The sequence below is a fragment of the Mucilaginibacter defluvii genome, from assembly GCF_039543225.1.
In the GTDB taxonomy this organism is placed as follows: Bacteria; Bacteroidota; Bacteroidia; order Sphingobacteriales; family Sphingobacteriaceae; genus Mucilaginibacter; species Mucilaginibacter defluvii.
The window spans coordinates 2003781-2018149 of sequence record NZ_BAABJI010000002.1 but is presented as its reverse complement, the minus strand read 5'-3'; the positions used below and the strand labels follow the sequence as shown (position 1 = coordinate 2018149).

The 14369-nt window shown below is 44.9% G+C and carries 16 protein-coding genes; 14 read left to right on the top strand and 2 right to left on the bottom strand.

Annotation, left to right across the window (positions count from 1 at the left end; genetic code table 11):
- Position 1: 1 nt before the first annotated feature.
- Together ABD960_RS15205 and ABD960_RS15200 are read right to left on the bottom strand one after the other, a co-directional pair.
- The gene (locus tag ABD960_RS15205; RefSeq protein ID WP_345332018.1) at positions 2–886 is read right to left on the bottom strand and encodes a PfkB family carbohydrate kinase; all 885 of its coding nucleotides are present in this window, start codon (positions 884–886) and stop codon (positions 2–4) included.
- Positions 887–912: 26 nt separating this feature from the next.
- Positions 913–1434 (bottom strand): hypothetical protein, encoded by a 522-nt coding sequence (locus tag ABD960_RS15200; protein ID WP_345332016.1) that lies wholly within the window; start codon positions 1432–1434, stop codon positions 913–915.
- 143 nt (positions 1435–1577) lie between these two features.
- Here ABD960_RS15200 and ABD960_RS15195 point away from each other — a divergent pair, with 143 nt between their 5' ends.
- The 14 genes from ABD960_RS15195 (at position 1578) to ABD960_RS15130 (ending at position 14304) form a co-directional block, all read left to right on the top strand.
- Positions 1578–2282, top strand: a complete 705-nt coding sequence (locus ABD960_RS15195) for an SDR family oxidoreductase (RefSeq protein ID WP_345332014.1) — start codon at positions 1578–1580, stop codon at positions 2280–2282.
- 22 nt (positions 2283–2304) lie between these two features.
- On the top strand, positions 2305–2901 hold the full coding sequence (locus tag ABD960_RS15190) for a PspC domain-containing protein (protein WP_345332012.1): 597 nt from the start codon (positions 2305–2307) through the stop codon (positions 2899–2901).
- A gap of 3 nt (positions 2902–2904) precedes the next feature.
- Entirely contained in the window at positions 2905–3909 is a 1005-nt protein-coding gene (locus tag ABD960_RS15185) for a LiaF transmembrane domain-containing protein (RefSeq protein ID WP_345332010.1), read from the top strand.
- Positions 3910–3982: 73 nt separating this feature from the next.
- Positions 3983–4438 (top strand): RDD family protein, encoded by a 456-nt coding sequence (locus ABD960_RS15180; RefSeq protein ID WP_345332008.1) that lies wholly within the window; start codon positions 3983–3985, stop codon positions 4436–4438.
- 67 nt (positions 4439–4505) lie between these two features.
- The gene (locus tag ABD960_RS15175) at positions 4506–4802 is read left to right on the top strand and encodes an acylphosphatase (RefSeq protein ID WP_345332006.1); all 297 of its coding nucleotides are present in this window, start codon (positions 4506–4508) and stop codon (positions 4800–4802) included.
- A gap of 12 nt (positions 4803–4814) precedes the next feature.
- Positions 4815–6317: a lipopolysaccharide biosynthesis protein gene (locus ABD960_RS15170; protein ID WP_345332004.1), complete on the top strand. Its 1503-nt coding sequence runs from the start codon at positions 4815–4817 to the stop codon at positions 6315–6317.
- Positions 6314–6748 carry a dUTP diphosphatase gene (gene dut / locus ABD960_RS15165; protein ID WP_345332002.1) on the top strand — a complete coding sequence of 145 codons (435 nt, stop codon included), beginning with the start codon at positions 6314–6316 and terminating at the stop codon, positions 6746–6748. Before ABD960_RS15170 ends, dut begins: the two co-directional genes overlap by 4 nt.
- A gap of 10 nt (positions 6749–6758) precedes the next feature.
- A complete protein-coding gene (locus ABD960_RS15160; RefSeq protein WP_345332000.1) occupies positions 6759–8489 on the top strand; it encodes a tetratricopeptide repeat protein in 1731 nt (576 codons plus the stop codon).
- Positions 8467–9264 carry a lipoprotein insertase outer membrane protein LolB1 gene (gene lolB1 / locus ABD960_RS15155; RefSeq protein ID WP_345331998.1) on the top strand — a complete coding sequence of 266 codons (798 nt, stop codon included), beginning with the start codon at positions 8467–8469 and terminating at the stop codon, positions 9262–9264. The genes ABD960_RS15160 and lolB1 overlap by 23 nt, the downstream gene beginning before the upstream one ends.
- A gap of 17 nt (positions 9265–9281) precedes the next feature.
- Entirely contained in the window at positions 9282–10589 is a 1308-nt protein-coding gene (locus ABD960_RS15150) for a murein hydrolase activator EnvC family protein (RefSeq protein ID WP_345331996.1), read from the top strand.
- Positions 10590–10643: 54 nt separating this feature from the next.
- The gene (locus tag ABD960_RS15145) at positions 10644–11069 is read left to right on the top strand and encodes a Sec-independent protein translocase subunit TatA/TatB (protein WP_345331994.1); all 426 of its coding nucleotides are present in this window, start codon (positions 10644–10646) and stop codon (positions 11067–11069) included.
- Positions 11070–11109: 40 nt separating this feature from the next.
- The gene (locus ABD960_RS15140; protein WP_232176893.1) at positions 11110–11310 is read left to right on the top strand and encodes a Sec-independent protein translocase subunit TatA/TatB; all 201 of its coding nucleotides are present in this window, start codon (positions 11110–11112) and stop codon (positions 11308–11310) included.
- 99 nt (positions 11311–11409) lie between these two features.
- Entirely contained in the window at positions 11410–12831 is a 1422-nt protein-coding gene (gene gatA, locus ABD960_RS15135; RefSeq protein ID WP_345331990.1) for an Asp-tRNA(Asn)/Glu-tRNA(Gln) amidotransferase subunit GatA, read from the top strand.
- 66 nt (positions 12832–12897) lie between these two features.
- Positions 12898–14304 (top strand): lytic transglycosylase domain-containing protein, encoded by a 1407-nt coding sequence (locus ABD960_RS15130; protein WP_345331988.1) that lies wholly within the window; start codon positions 12898–12900, stop codon positions 14302–14304.
- Positions 14305–14369 lie beyond the last annotated feature (65 nt).

Below are 14369 nucleotides of genomic sequence, written 5' to 3'. Positions count from 1 at the left end.
GTTACCGATTCATAAAAGCAAGTATATCCGCCTCGTTACCCATAAATGCGCCGGATATACCTGCCTTTAACCCGGCCATTGCCGATGCAAAATGCCCGGCTTCTTCAATTGTAGATCCTTTGGCGCGTTTGTACAGGTAGCCGGCCATATAGGTATCGCCGCAACCGGTGGCATCTTTAAACTCCATTGGTTTATAAACCGGGATATTATGAAATTTGCCGTCGGCATAAATTACGGAGCCCTGTGTGCCCAGGGTAATCACCACTTCTTTAACGCCCATTTCGGCTAATTGCTTCGCGCCTTCATGTATATTGGTAGTGCCGGTAAGTACGGCAACCTCGTGCTCATTCACTTTTAGTATGTGTACATAGGGTAGCAACGTTGCTTTGTCCGCCCAGTCTATAGCGATCACTTTATCACCCGCCACCTCACGCAGCAAACCCTGTGCATCCAGCGAAAGGGTACCTTTGGCTGATAGCGCCTTGAATATATCCCCATCCATATCGTCAGCGAGTAAAGGACCTAAATGGTAATAGCGGGCGTTCGTATCAGCTAAATCAGCCACGGTAAAAGCATCGGCCTTTTGTAGCACCCGCTGGGTACGATGATCGGAGTTTTCGGCGTAGCTGTTCTCAAAGTAAACGGTATTCCGGCTGGGCAGCGCTGTAAGGTCGATGCCCGCTTGTTGCAAGCCTTCGGCATAAGCCATTTGCTCCTGCGCCAGGGCGGTGATCAGCTTATAGCTAACCGGCATTTGCCTTACGGCGTGCGAAAAGTAAAAGGCTGTACCGCCGGGCATATAAACCTCTTGTTGTGGGGTAACCACCTTATCGTGCGTAATGTGGCCAATGCAGCATATATCGTAGACCTTTGGATCCGTACTCATGCTATAAAGGTAAAAATAAGGTTAAATTATTGTTGCCCTACATTGTTGCATTTTCGGTAACTCTCTCTCATTTCTTTTATTGATTCATAGTTGGTTGAAATGATCTCAATATATTTCCCTGTTTTAGAATTTTTAATTTTTACCGACCTTATCTGGTTAGCCGAGGTTAACATTGTTTCCGGATGATCCATTATCTCGTCATCAAACCTTACCGTTAATTTTCGGTACTGTTTAGGTATCTTGTATCTGTTGTACAGGTCGCTCAACGTCAATGGTTGTGTGCCGGGTTTTAGTTTGATTATCGATACAATCTTTGCATTTAGGTGTTCAAACGCGTTGTAATCAGTTCTTTCTTTCAAAAACGATTGATATTCTTCATTCTTACGGTCCACAAGAAAATATCTCGTTAAAACAGGTTCACGGCCATCGCTAAAATTAACTATCCATAAAATTGGTGCTTTATACCTTGCAGTGTCTGATTGTGTTTGTTTGGCAAAGATTATAACTGGCGTGAGTAACAGCCAGAAGAGGACTAAATGCTTTATCATAATGATTAGTTTAGGTTGATTATTTATATAACTGTTAAAACAGGCCAATAGTATTGATTCCGTGTATTAAACCCTTTGATACAAGTATAATGTTTTAAGCTATATCTTAGCCAAACTATTCAACCGCAAATATAAAATCAGTCATGAAAAACGCCATCATTACCGGCGGCACCAAGGGTATGGGCCGCGCCATTACTATAGCATTGGTTAAGCAAAATATCAACGTATCCATCTGCTCGCGTAACGCTGCCGAACTGGATGCGTTTAAGACCGAATTGCTTGTCGTCAACCCCCAAATAAAGGTATTTACTACCGTTGCCGATTGCAGCATTCTCGCTGAACTGAAAAATTTTGCCGAATTCACCGAGAAAAACATGGGCTTCGTCGATATTTTAGTGAATAATGTGGGTATGTTCAAGCCTGCCGCTATACTTGATGATGATGACGAATCGTACCAAAAACAGATGGACACCAACCTGCGCCCGGCCTATGAATTATACCGTTTCTTCGGTAAAAGCATGGTTTCTGTCGGTAAAGGGCACATCTTCAACATATGCTCGGTAGCGGGGCTGCACCCCATACCCGAGGCGGGGGTGTACAGCGTAACAAAGTATGCTTTGGTAGGTCTTAATGAGGTAATGAAGCTCGAGATGCAGCCACACGGTGTAAAGGTCACCGCAGTAATTCCGGGGTCAACGTATACCGACTCATGGAAAGGCGCAGCGGTTGATACCAACCGGATGGTTTTACCCGAAGACGTTGCATCAGCCATTACAAACATATTAAACATGAGTAATGGCGCGAACGTTGACGAGATCATCATCAAACCAACCTTCGGCCAGATTTAGAGACAAACTAACTGACAAAGCAATGGAAAAGAAACTTTATCGCGATGAGCTCCGCAAAAAAATTGGCGGTGTTTGCGCTGGCTTAGCCGACTACTTCGGCGTTGATGTATCAATAATCAGGGTGTTATTTGTAATCACCTTTGTGGTAAAAGGCTTTGGCGGCCTGTTATATGTAATACTTTGGATAGTATTGCCAAAACGGAACGAGTTTTTTGATCCGACGGTAAATTACAACATACCTCCGCAGGATCCTTTTAATCCTTTTAAAACCGCCCCTGAGCCTAACTTTACCATGCCAAACTTTGATGCCGGCAAGCCATTCGGCAGCGCGCCGCCGGTAAAGAAAAGCTCAAGTGTAGGCGTTATAACCGGCGCTATATTGATCATCATCGGCGGTGCCTTTTTGCTTGATGAATTTAATCTGATACCTGAAGTTGATTTTGATGTGCTTTGGCCATTGCTGCTGGTAGGTGCCGGTGTTGCCTTCATACTGTCGGGCGCTAAAAAACAGCCTTGGGAGCAAAAGGACTGGAACCAGCCTGCCGCTGAGCAGTCTGCCACCGCCGAGCCGGAAAAGAAAGCTGAACAAAATACTAACGATAACCCTCCAACTGTATAAGCCATGAGAAGCGATAAACTGATGACAGGCTTAGTGCTTGTTTTAATAGGCGTAGCCTATTTGTTGGCACACTTTGGATATGCCGATATACACTGGATGAACTTTTGGCGCCTTTGGCCTATATTCCTGGTAATTGCAGGTGTTAACCTGATTTTTGCCAACAATAAATCGGGCATGGCAACGGCCATAAAAGCCATTGTTTTGGTAGGTGGTTTAGCGGTTATATTATTTGCCGATACAGGCAGCCGTTATTTTTGGGAACCACGTAACTTCCGTTATAACCTGGACGAAAAGGGCTGGCACCGTAATGATAACGACGACGATGATGACGACGGCGACGATAATGGTCGCGACATTGTTAAGGTAGAAGGTAACAGCAACTTTAAATACAATTATTCGCCGGATATTAAGATAGCGCAATTGAATATAAGTGGTGGAGCGGCTACTTATAAGTTAGAGGACTCCACGTCATCAGCTGAATTGTTTAGCGCTTCAACCAAAGAGTTTTTAAACCGATATGAATTTACCAACAGCAAAACAGATTCTCTCGCCGTTTTAAACTTCAAAATGCGAGATGGTAAAGGTAGAAATGGTTTTAAGTGGGATAGCGATCATGCAAATCAGGCCAATTTTCGTTTAAGCACACTGCCGGTGTGGGATATCAATATAAATAGCGGAGCTTCTGAGATCAATTTTGATTTGTCAAAATTTAAAGTACGTAAGTTAGACATCAACGCCGGAGCGGCATCATGTGAAATTAAATTAGGTATGCCACTGGCTACTACAAATGTTGATGTTTCCGCAGCCGCCTCCGAAGTTAAATTTAGAGTTCCCGAAGGCGCTGCTTGTAGCATTATTACGCAGTCAGGTCTATCTCAAAATAATATTGATGGCTTTACCAAGGTTGGTGATAACCGCTACGAAACGCCCGGCTTTGCATCAGCCAAAAACAAGATGTACATCAAAATGAAAGGCGGTATATCCGACTTTAACGTGAGCAAATATTAATTCCTTTTCACAATTGCTATATAACAATCGCTAAGCCGGCCTAAATAGGTCGGCTTTTTTGTATTTTTGACTGATGAACCTTGAACCAATTCCATTAAAACCTTATCTGGCCAAACGCATAGCCGCTACGCTAATTGATTATGTAATTTTCTCCCTTATCACGGGCGTTTACGTTTGGGCATTCAATGAAAATCCGGATTCCGGTGGTTTGCGGGTAACGGGCGCGGCAGTTATACCTGTCATTATAATGTGGTTTTTATATTTCCCCCTAACCGAAGGGCTTAGCGGCGCTACTCCGGGGCATGATTTTATGAAACTGAAAGTGGTGTGTGCCAACGGTCGCCCCATATCATTCTCAACCGCCCTCAAAAGGCGGATATGCGATATTATCGATCTGTCCACGTACGGTGTTGTGGCGATCATCTTAATATTAAAAACATCGAAGCATCAACGCCTGGGCGATTTACTGGCAAATACTATCGTTATCAGAAAAGCGGATTTCAAAATATCACCAAAACCTGTATTTTGATTCCTCAATGTGTAATGCCGTTACTTAAAGCTTTGTTATTACCTTTGCGAGGGTATAGCATCACACTATGAAAAAACACTTCGATATAACCGTCAGCGGTAAAGTGCAGCATGTTTTCTACAGGGCATCAACCAAGGCCGTGGCCGATCAGTTGGGCGTTAAGGGCTTTGTGAAGAACCAACCCGACGGTAGTGTTTTTATTGAGGCCGAGGCGGATACACTTACACTTGATATGTTTGTTGACTGGTGCAAAGAAGGCCCTGAGGATGCCACCGTTACCGCCATTGAAACCCATGAGGGTGAATTAAAAAACTATCGTAATTTTGAGGTTGTAAAAAAATCGGGCGCGCAGGCGCAGGATTAAAAGCCATAGTCATTGTCAACTGCTAAAAAATTTGCCGGGCAAACCGCCGTTTATGGTTTAACCACCATACTGCCACGCATACTCACGTTCTTTTTAACGCCTGTATACGTAAAAACGTTCACTACCAGTACCTATGGTATTTTAAATACCATGTACAACTGGACCACGCTGCTTAACCCGCTGCTGGCCTTCGGCATGGAGACGACCTATTTCAGGTATCTGAACAAGCATCCCGAAAAAAAACAAAGTGTGTATGATAACTCCTTCGGGGTTATTTTGCTGATGATTGGCGTGTTGCTGTTTGTAACACTGCCCTGGGTAAACCACCTGGCGGCATGGATAGCCATTGATGATAAAACTCCGGTATCTGAATACGCGCTTTATATAAAACTATTCATCACCGTAATGGCGCTTGATGCCATTTGTGTGGTGCCTTTTGCCAAGATACGCGGCGAAGGCCGGCCGGGTAGGTATGGCTTTATAAAGGTTGCCAACATCCTCATATTTGTTGGGCTTAACCTGTTCCTGATTTTTGGCATACCGTTTATAATTGATAACGGCTTGCCCGGCGCAAACTGGATGGCTGGCTGGTATCGGCAGCATTGGCTGGGTTATGTGTTCATCTCAAACCTGGTAGCCAGCAGCGTAACCGTGCTGATGGTGCTGCCCGAGCTGCTTAATTTTAAACTGCGTTTTGATAAGCAGATGCTGGGCGAAATGTTAAGCTATAGCTGGCCGGTTTTAATTGCCAACTTTTCTTTCATCATTAATGAGAATCTGGATAAGTTGCTGTTAGGCAAACTGCTGCCTATTGATACAGCCAGCGAACAGGTGGGTATTTACACGGCATGTGCTAAAATATCAGTGTTCCTGAACATCTTTATCCAGGCGTTCAGGCTGGGGGCGGAGCCTTTCTTTTTCAGCAGCGCTAAAAACAAAAATTCGGGGCAGATATACGCCCGCATCATGAATTATTTTGTGATCGCTATTTGTATCATCTTTATCGGCATTATAGCTAATATTGAACTACTTAAGTATTTTATTAAGGCGAAAGGCATTGTGCAGCGCGATCTGTACTGGTCGGGCCTGCGGGTAGTACCCATACTATTGTTTGGTTACCTGAGTTTGGGTATCTACATGAACCTTTCCGTATGGTATAAACTGTCTGACCAAACTAAATACGGCTTGTACATATCAGGTATAGGCGCTATTGTAACCATAGTTTTAAATGTGATCTTCATTCCATCATACAGCTACATGGCCTCAGCATGGATATCGTTACTGGCCTATACGCTGATGGCTGTGTTATCCTACGTATGGGGGCAAAAAAATTATCCCATCCCGTATAACCTCAAAAAAAATCTGGCTTACATATTAACTTCGGCGGTAATTGTTTACCTGTCGTTCGTGGTATTTAGCCGTAACATTTTTGTGGGTAACGCCCTTTTGATTGTTTATGGCGCAACCGCCATTTATTTTGAACGTAAAGAATTATTGAGCATATTTAAGAGATGATCGTACGAGTAATTAACAAGTCGGCCAACGCGTTGCCGGCTTACGAAACTTTGCATGCCGCCGGTATGGACCTCCGTGCCGACCTGCAGGAGCCTGTAACATTAAAACCATTAGAGCGTCAGCTGATACCGACAGGTTTGCACATTGAGCTGCCCGAAGGTTTTGAGGCGCAGATACGCCCGCGCAGCGGTTTGGCGTTTAAGTATGGCATCAGCATAGTAAACTCTCCTGGTACGGTTGATGCCGATTATCGCGGCGAGATCAAGGTGCTGCTGGTAAACCTGTCCAACCAGGATTTTGTGGTAAACGCCGGTGAGCGCATAGCCCAGATGGTGGTTGCCCGTCACGAAAAAGTAGAATGGCAGGAAGTAGAGCTGCTGAATGAAACAAGCCGCGGTACCGGCGGTTATGGGCATACCGGTATAGGTTAGGCAATAATCAATGAAGAAGCTTTTTATTATCATACTGCTGTTGCCCGTTGCGGCTATTGCCCAAAGTAAAAAAGGGGCAAAGGCTAATGGCGTGGTAATGGTTGTGGGCAAACCCATGACCTCGTTAGACAGTATAATGGTGAAACAGCTTTTTTTTTCAGCCATCCGCGAAAAAACTATCGAGAACTTTACCCTTGCGGCAGATCTGTTTAACCGCTGTTTACAGATAGACCCGGCGAATGATGCCGCGATGTATGAGCTTGCCGCGTTGCGTAAAACCCAGAAACGTGAAGGCGATGCAAAGGTATTACTGGAGCGCGCCGTTACCGTTAACCGCGAAAACGAATGGTACTGGGTCGCCTTGGCTGATAGCTATCAAAAAACCAATGACCTGGGTAAACTGGAGAACGTGTATAACGAGCTGATCCGCATTAATCAAAAGCCCGATTATTATTTTGATAAGGCCAATGCGTATTTTCTGTTAAAAAAATACAACGACGCATTGGCAGTGTATAACCAATTGGAAGGATTGACCGGTTTAACCGATGACCTGCTGATTAATCGCCAAAAGGTCTATCTCAAGCAAAATAAGCTGGATAAGGCCACAGCAGAACTGGATACCATGATAGCGGCTAACCCTAACGAGCTGCGTTATTACCTGCTTCAGGCTGAATTGTATAATTCAAACGGTTTTAGCGATAAGGCGCTTAAGGTGTTGGAGCAGGCGGCCAAGGTTAACCCTAACAATGGCATGCTGCACTTAGCGCTGGCCGAAATTTATCGGGATAAAAAGGATATTGACGGCAGTTTTAAGCAATTATCAGTTGCGTTTGCCAGCGCCGATGTGGACGTTAACCAAAAGATCAAGATCATTCTGAGTTATCTGCCCAAGCTGCAGGAACCTGCCGCCCGTGCCAGCGCCCTCGAATTGAGCCGCATATTGGCCAATACCCATCCTGACGATGCCAAGGCCCAAGCGCTTTATGCCGATATGCTGGTGCAGAACGAAAAATACGCCGATGCCAAGCCATTATTTCGCAAGGCTATCCAATTAAGTAAGGATAATTATGCCGCGTTTGAACAGTTGGTGCGTATCGAGCTATCAGAAAATAAGTTAGATGATGCCATACGCGACGGCGAAGAGGCCATGAGCTACTTCCCTAACCAAGCCTGGATGAATTACCTGCTGGGCTCGGCTTATTATCAAAAGCAGAATTACTCTAAAGCGTTAAGTTATTTAAAAAATGCCGCCGCGCTTAATACGGACGATAATAACCTGGCTGCTTATGTATATTCTGTTTTGGGCGATTGCTTTCACGAATTAAAAAACAGTAAAGCATCGGATGACGCATATACCAAATCGCTCACCTATAACCCGGATAATGCGTACACGCTGAACAATTATGCGTACTATTTATCGTTAAGAGGAGAACAGTTGGATAAGGCCGCTCAAATGGCCAGGCGTGCCAACGAGTTGCAACCCAATACCGCCTCGTTTGAAGATACTTATGCCTGGATACTGTTTAAACAAAAAAAGTATGCCGAGGCAAAGGTGTGGATAGAGAAGGCGCTGGTGCACGATAAAAATAATAGTGCGGCACAAACAGAACATTATGGCGATATAATGTTTTATTTAGGCGATACCGAAGCTGCTGTGCAAAACTGGAAAAAAGCGAAACAGAATGGCAGCAGATCGGCAGTGTTAGAGCGAAAGATCAATGAAAAAAAATACGTGGAATAAAATATTAGTAGTAGCCTTTGGTTTGCTGGTTTTTGCAAGCTGTAAGTCTAAAAAGCAGGTGGTGGTAAACCGTAATGCAACAGCAACGGTGAAACCCGCGAGTGATGTAGAAACAAGGCTGGCTGCCATCCGTTCAAGGCAGCTTACCTTCAATACCTTTTCGGCCAAGGCCAAAACGCAGCTGAACATTAACGGTAACAATCAGGATGTAACCCTCAACATCCGCATCAATCGCGATAAAAAGATATGGGTATCGGTAACCGCGCTGTTAGGCGTTGAGGTTGCCCGTGCATTGATAACGCCTGATAGTATACAGGTGCTGAACAAGTTTCAGGGCGTGTATCTGAAAAAGCCGTTCAGCTACATACATAAGTTTGCCAGCAGGCAAATTGATTATACTACGCTGCAATCACTGCTGGTGGGTAATGCCATACCAAAACTCCTTAATGAAGATATTACATTTGAACCTTCGGCAAATAACATAACCGGATCGGGCAAACTGGGTGAGTTGGTGTATAAGCTTGTTTTAGGGTCTGATATGCGGGTAACGCAAACCAGTTTGGCTAATGAGCAATTGCAGCAATCGTTACAGGTAACCAACAACGTTTTCATCCAAACAGCCGATAATAAAGTGGTGCCATCGCAAATTGATATCGCATCTGTTGTGAAAAAACAAAAAATACAGGTTAATTTGCGTTACAATAAAGTTGAGTTTGACCAGCAGCTCGATTATCCTTTCAGCATTCCTGACAAGTATTCGCCCGCTGCCGATTGATCCTTTAAATAAGCTTAATGAAATTATTCAGACTATTATTAATCTTTATCAGTACCTGTGTAGCGGTAAATTCGTTTGCGCAAAGCAGTGCCGAACTAAAGCGACGCAAAGAAAAGCTTAATGACGAGCTTGCCGAGCTAAACCGCGAATATGATAAGGTAAGGAAGGATAAAAGCGTTTCCATTAAGCAACTGAACATCCTGAGGGCACAAATAAACCTGCGCGAGGATAAGATCAAAACGATCAACAGTGAGGTGCGCAACCTGGATAACCAGATATCAGAAAACACAAACACCGTACATACCCTGCAAGGCCAGCTGGATCAGCTGAAAAAGGATTACGCCGGCATGGTGCTGTTTGCTTATCATAATAAAAGCGCCTACAACAAACTGATGTTTGTTTTTGCCGCTAATGATTTTAACCAGGCTTATAAACGGCTTAAATATTTACAGCAATTTGGTAACTATCGCCAAAGGCAGGCCGAGTCAATACAAGGCACGCAAAAGGATCTGGGCATCAAGATCAATGAGCTTGACCGTACCAAAAAAGAAAAACGCACGTTGCTGCAGGATCAGGAAAGGGAAAAGCAAAACCTGGACAAGCAGCGCTCAGATCAGGCTGTAGTAGTAAGTAAATTATCAAAGCAGCAAGGTTACCTTAAACAGCAGCAGCGTACCAAGAGCAAGCAGATCAGCGCGATAAACAGGCAGATATCGTCGGCCATTCGCCGGGAAATTGCGGAGGCAAGGCGTAAGGCCGAAGCTGAAGCCCGCGAACGCGCCGCGGCAGAGCGTGCCCGTGCAGCGGCAGCCGAAAGGGATAATAAACCCGCGCCTGTTGCAGCCAATAAGCCTAAAGAAATTACCAAAAGCTCCAGCAATAGTGAGGTGTTGAACTCCACACCGGAAGCGGCCCGCCTTTCAAACGACTTTTTAGGTAACCGCGGAAGTTTGCCATGGCCTGTAGCCAACGGCACAATAACACAGGGCTTTGGTACGTATTATATAGAAGGCATTAAAACCGAGAACACCGGTTTGGAGATACGCACTGCCGGCGGCGCTGCGGCAAGAGCGGTGTTTAGTGGTGAAGTAACTACAGTAGGTAACATAAGCGGAACTTATGTAGTTATTATTAGGCACGGTGAGTATTTTACGGCATATTCTAATTTACGCTCTGTAAGCGTGGCGAAGGGTCAAAAGGTAAGCACTAAGCAAGCTGTTGGGGTTGTAGCCACAGATGGTGCTACCGGCGAAACGGTATTGCACTTCGATTTATACAAAGGCCAAACTCCGGTGAACCCTAAAATATGGCTTGCGCCTGATTAAATAGGAAATTATATAAGATAGTAATTGTATATATTTGTACGCTAATTGAATATCATGCACAATTCAGTTTTTTTGTTTTTGAATATTGGTACGGGCGAACTGATGCTGATATTTTTTGTGGCGCTGCTTTTATTCGGCGGCGATAAATTACCGGGCCTGGCCAAAAGCCTGGGCAGGGGCATCCGCGATTTTAAGGATGCATCGGAAGATGTGAAGCGAGAGATAAATAAGCAGATCAATAACTTTGACGATGATAAGCCGGTAAAACCAAAACAACTTGCTGCTACCGAGCCCAACGAAGAAAATACTACAGTTGCCGAAATAACTGAAACTACTAACAACCATAAACCTGAAAATAACGTAGATACTGAAACAGAAGTTGCTGCCAACCATGCTGATGATAACAGCGCGGATGAGCAACCCGAGGTTAAAACGCCTGATTTTAGCAGGCCGGCCAATACGTTTGAATACAAAGGTTAATTACACAGAATTATTTATCATACTATAAAAATTAAAGATCATGGGATTAGGAACACCGGAAATTATTGTAATCGTTGTGGTGATCTTGTTACTGTTCGGGGGTAAAAAAATTCCTGAACTTATGCGAGGTTTAGGCAAGGGTGTTAAGGAGTTTAAAGATGCGAGCAACAATCCATCTGATGACAATGTTACCGCTACGCATACCAATGAGCATACTAACACTACCAAAGCTAACTCATAACGTTTGCTAAAGTTGTTCGCCCACATGGCGAGAAAAGGTATTTAAAACTTATCTGTTGATAATTGCATATTCAACGGATAAGTTTTTTATTTTAGCCCCATGGCTAATTTCTATTCCTCTTTAACTGAAATAAAAAGTAAGTTGAAAAGCGGAGGGGTAACAGTTGAAAAACTTGTTGCCGGGTATCTTGATCAGATTAAAACTTACGCGCACCTTAACGCCTTTAATGAGGTGTTTGCTGATGAAGCCGCTGCGCAGGCCAAACAGGTTGATGAACGTATAAAGCAGGGTGTAGCAGGCAAGTTGGCCGGTATGGTTATCGCCATAAAAGATAACATCTGTTACGAAGGCCATAAGGTTTCGGCCTCTTCAAAAATCCTTTCTGATTTTACTTCTATCTTCTCGTCAACCATAGTTAAGCGTCTGCTTGCTGAGGATGCGGTAATTATTGGCCGTTGCAATTGCGATGAATTTGCCATGGGTGCCGCTAACGAGAATTCATACTACGGCCCTGTTCATAACTTTGCCGATACTACCCGTGTTTCGGGTGGATCTTCAGGCGGTTCGGCTGTGGCTGTGCAGGCTAACATGTGCCATGCCGCTATCGGTACCGATACGGGTGGCTCGGTAAGGCAGCCTGCTTCATTTTGTGGCATGATAGGCTTTAAGCCTACCTACGGCCGTATATCCCGTCATGGCATCATCGCGTACGCGTCATCGTTTGATCAGGTGGGGCCTATCACCCGTTCGGTTGAAGATGCTGCCCTGCTATATGAGATTATGGCCGGTGCCGACGAGTATGACAGCACACTGTCGCGCAAAGCGGTAAACGCCGCGCCGGTAGTTGCCGATTCATCAAAAAAACGCATAGCATACCTACAGGAGGCGGTATCAAGCAGGGGAGTAGACACTGAGGTTAAAGCCGCGCTGGTAAATACCATCGATAAACTGCGCGCCGACGGCCATACCGTTGAGCCCATCAGCTTTGAATACCTGGATTACCTGGTACCTACCTATTATATATTGGCCACGGCCGAGGCATCATCAAACCTGGCGCGTTATGACGGCGTGCACTATGGCTACCGTAGTCCGGAAGCCACTGATTTGCAATCCACCTACAAAAAATCACGCTCCGAAGGTTTTGGCAAAGAGGTAAAACGCCGCATTATGCTGGGTACCTTTGTACTAAGTGCGGGCTATTACGATGCTTATTATGCCAAGGCACAAAAAGTACGAAAACTTATCCGCACTAAAACTGAGGAGATACTTAACCAGTACGACTTTTTATTAGTGCCTACCGCGCCTGAACCTGCGTTTGAGATAGGTAAGGGCGAAACAGACCCGGTGCGCTCATACCTGGCTGATATATTTACAGTACAGGCCTCACTGGCAGGTGTACCGGCGATATCATTACCCGTGGGCAATAATAGTAAAGGATTGCCGTTAGGTTTACAATTGTTAGCCAAGCATTTTGCAGAGCAGGAGCTATTCAACTTCGCTGAATATTTCCTCAAGCTATAAAAAATTAATACTTTAGTAAATTGCGTAACTGTGCGCCATTACTAACCGTATAAAAATCCCTAACGAATGAAGAGATTATTTACGTTTTTTATCTGCGTTTTATCCATACAGCTTGTAAAAGCTAATTCCCTCGACTCCGGCAGGTATAAATTTTTAAGCATAGCTTCTACAGGCTATCATCAACAACGAGACACTATTATTGTGCCAATAGCGGCACAGGTGATCCCGCCCGCCAACCAGGAGTTCAGCATATTTAAACGCCGCCTCGATTCCGTTCAGAAAGATATACAGCTTGATTACAACGAGTATGTGCAAAGCTACATTGATGCCTATACCCGCCGCAGGGGTGGTATGGCTGATGTAATTGGCAAATCTCAATACTATTTCCCTATCTACGAAAAGGCTTTCCGTGATATGGGGGTACCCGAGGAGATGAAATTTCTTTCTATCGTAGAGTCGGAGCTTAACCCCAATGCGGTTTCGCGTGTAGGCGCTACAGGGCCATGGCAGTTCATGTTCGCTACAGCCCGCCTGTACGGTTTGTCAATGGATAATTATGTGGACGATCGTAAAGACCCTATACAGGCCAGCTATGCAGCGGCAGCTTATCTGCGCGATGCCTACCAGGAGTTTGGCGACTGGCTGCTTGCTATAGCTTCATACAATTGCGGCAAGGGCGCGGTAACCCGTGCCATTGAGAAAGCAGGGGCTAATGATTTTTGGTCGATACGCCCGTATCTGCCTGCCGAAACCCGTGGCTACGTACCCGCGTTTATTGCCATGGCCTATGTAATGAATTATTATAAACACCACAATATAACACCGCAAGCCTGCAACTTTTCCATAAAAACCGATACTGTAATGGTTAACAAGTTTGTACCGCTGCAAGGTATTGCCAAAGTGCTTGACGTGGATATGAGAGAGCTTTGCCTGCTTAACCCGGCTTATAAAAAGCAGATTGTAAACGGTACAGCGCAGGCACCGCGCCGTTTGGTGATACCGCAGGCGGCAAAAGAAAATTATGCCGCTTTATATGAAGCCCTGAACGGCGCGGGCTTTAACGCCCCGGTTAAGGTACGTTATGCTGGCAATACAGCTAATGAGGGCGGCGAAGATGCAGAAGCTTCACCGGTTAAAGCCACCCGCCATAAAGTACGCCGCGGTGAAACGTTAGGCGCCATTGCTGACCGTTATGGCGTAGAGGTGCAGGATATCAAGGTATGGAACAATTTGCGCAGTAACCGTGCGGTAACAGGCCAGGTGTTGCGTTTAACCGCACCCGAGCAGGCTGCCCCAATAAAGTCGTCAAAAAAAATAAAGGAATTTGTAACCTACAAAGTAAAGCGTGGCGATACCCTCAGCGAAATTGCCGCTAAGTTTGAAGGAGCCTCAGTTGAAAAAATAAAAGAACTTAACGGTTTAAACAAGGGCCGTATACAACCCGGAATGACGCTTAAGATAAGCGGTGTTTAAATATAAAGCTCTCATTATCAATCGCTCAAAATAATACTTGCGGCGCTCGCTAAAAGTATTGTAAT

What these genes read in the sequence shown, in the direction of transcription:
- ABD960_RS15205 (WP_345332018.1), bottom strand. Translation starts at nt 886, where the DNA reads ATGAGTACGGATCCAAAGGTCTACGATATATGCTGCATTGGCCACATT.
- ABD960_RS15145 (WP_345331994.1), top strand. Translation starts at nt 10,644, where the DNA reads ATGCACAATTCAGTTTTTTTGTTTTTGAATATTGGTACGGGCGAACTG.
- gatA (WP_345331990.1), top strand. Translation starts at nt 11,410, where the DNA reads ATGGCTAATTTCTATTCCTCTTTAACTGAAATAAAAAGTAAGTTGAAA.
- ABD960_RS15200 (WP_345332016.1), bottom strand. Translation starts at nt 1,434, where the DNA reads ATGATAAAGCATTTAGTCCTCTTCTGGCTGTTACTCACGCCAGTTATA.
- ABD960_RS15195 (WP_345332014.1), top strand. Translation starts at nt 1,578, where the DNA reads ATGAAAAACGCCATCATTACCGGCGGCACCAAGGGTATGGGCCGCGCC.
- ABD960_RS15175 (WP_345332006.1), top strand. Translation starts at nt 4,506, where the DNA reads ATGAAAAAACACTTCGATATAACCGTCAGCGGTAAAGTGCAGCATGTT.
- dut (WP_345332002.1), top strand. Translation starts at nt 6,314, where the DNA reads ATGATCGTACGAGTAATTAACAAGTCGGCCAACGCGTTGCCGGCTTAC.
- ABD960_RS15150 (WP_345331996.1), top strand. Translation starts at nt 9,282, where the DNA reads ATGAAATTATTCAGACTATTATTAATCTTTATCAGTACCTGTGTAGCG.
- ABD960_RS15180 (WP_345332008.1), top strand. Translation starts at nt 3,983, where the DNA reads ATGAACCTTGAACCAATTCCATTAAAACCTTATCTGGCCAAACGCATA.
- ABD960_RS15130 (WP_345331988.1), top strand. Translation starts at nt 12,898, where the DNA reads ATGAAGAGATTATTTACGTTTTTTATCTGCGTTTTATCCATACAGCTT.
- ABD960_RS15190 (WP_345332012.1), top strand. Translation starts at nt 2,305, where the DNA reads ATGGAAAAGAAACTTTATCGCGATGAGCTCCGCAAAAAAATTGGCGGT.
- lolB1 (WP_345331998.1), top strand. Translation starts at nt 8,467, where the DNA reads ATGAAAAAAAATACGTGGAATAAAATATTAGTAGTAGCCTTTGGTTTG.
- ABD960_RS15160 (WP_345332000.1), top strand. Translation starts at nt 6,759, where the DNA reads ATGAAGAAGCTTTTTATTATCATACTGCTGTTGCCCGTTGCGGCTATT.
- ABD960_RS15185 (WP_345332010.1), top strand. Translation starts at nt 2,905, where the DNA reads ATGAGAAGCGATAAACTGATGACAGGCTTAGTGCTTGTTTTAATAGGC.
- ABD960_RS15140 (WP_232176893.1), top strand. Translation starts at nt 11,110, where the DNA reads ATGGGATTAGGAACACCGGAAATTATTGTAATCGTTGTGGTGATCTTG.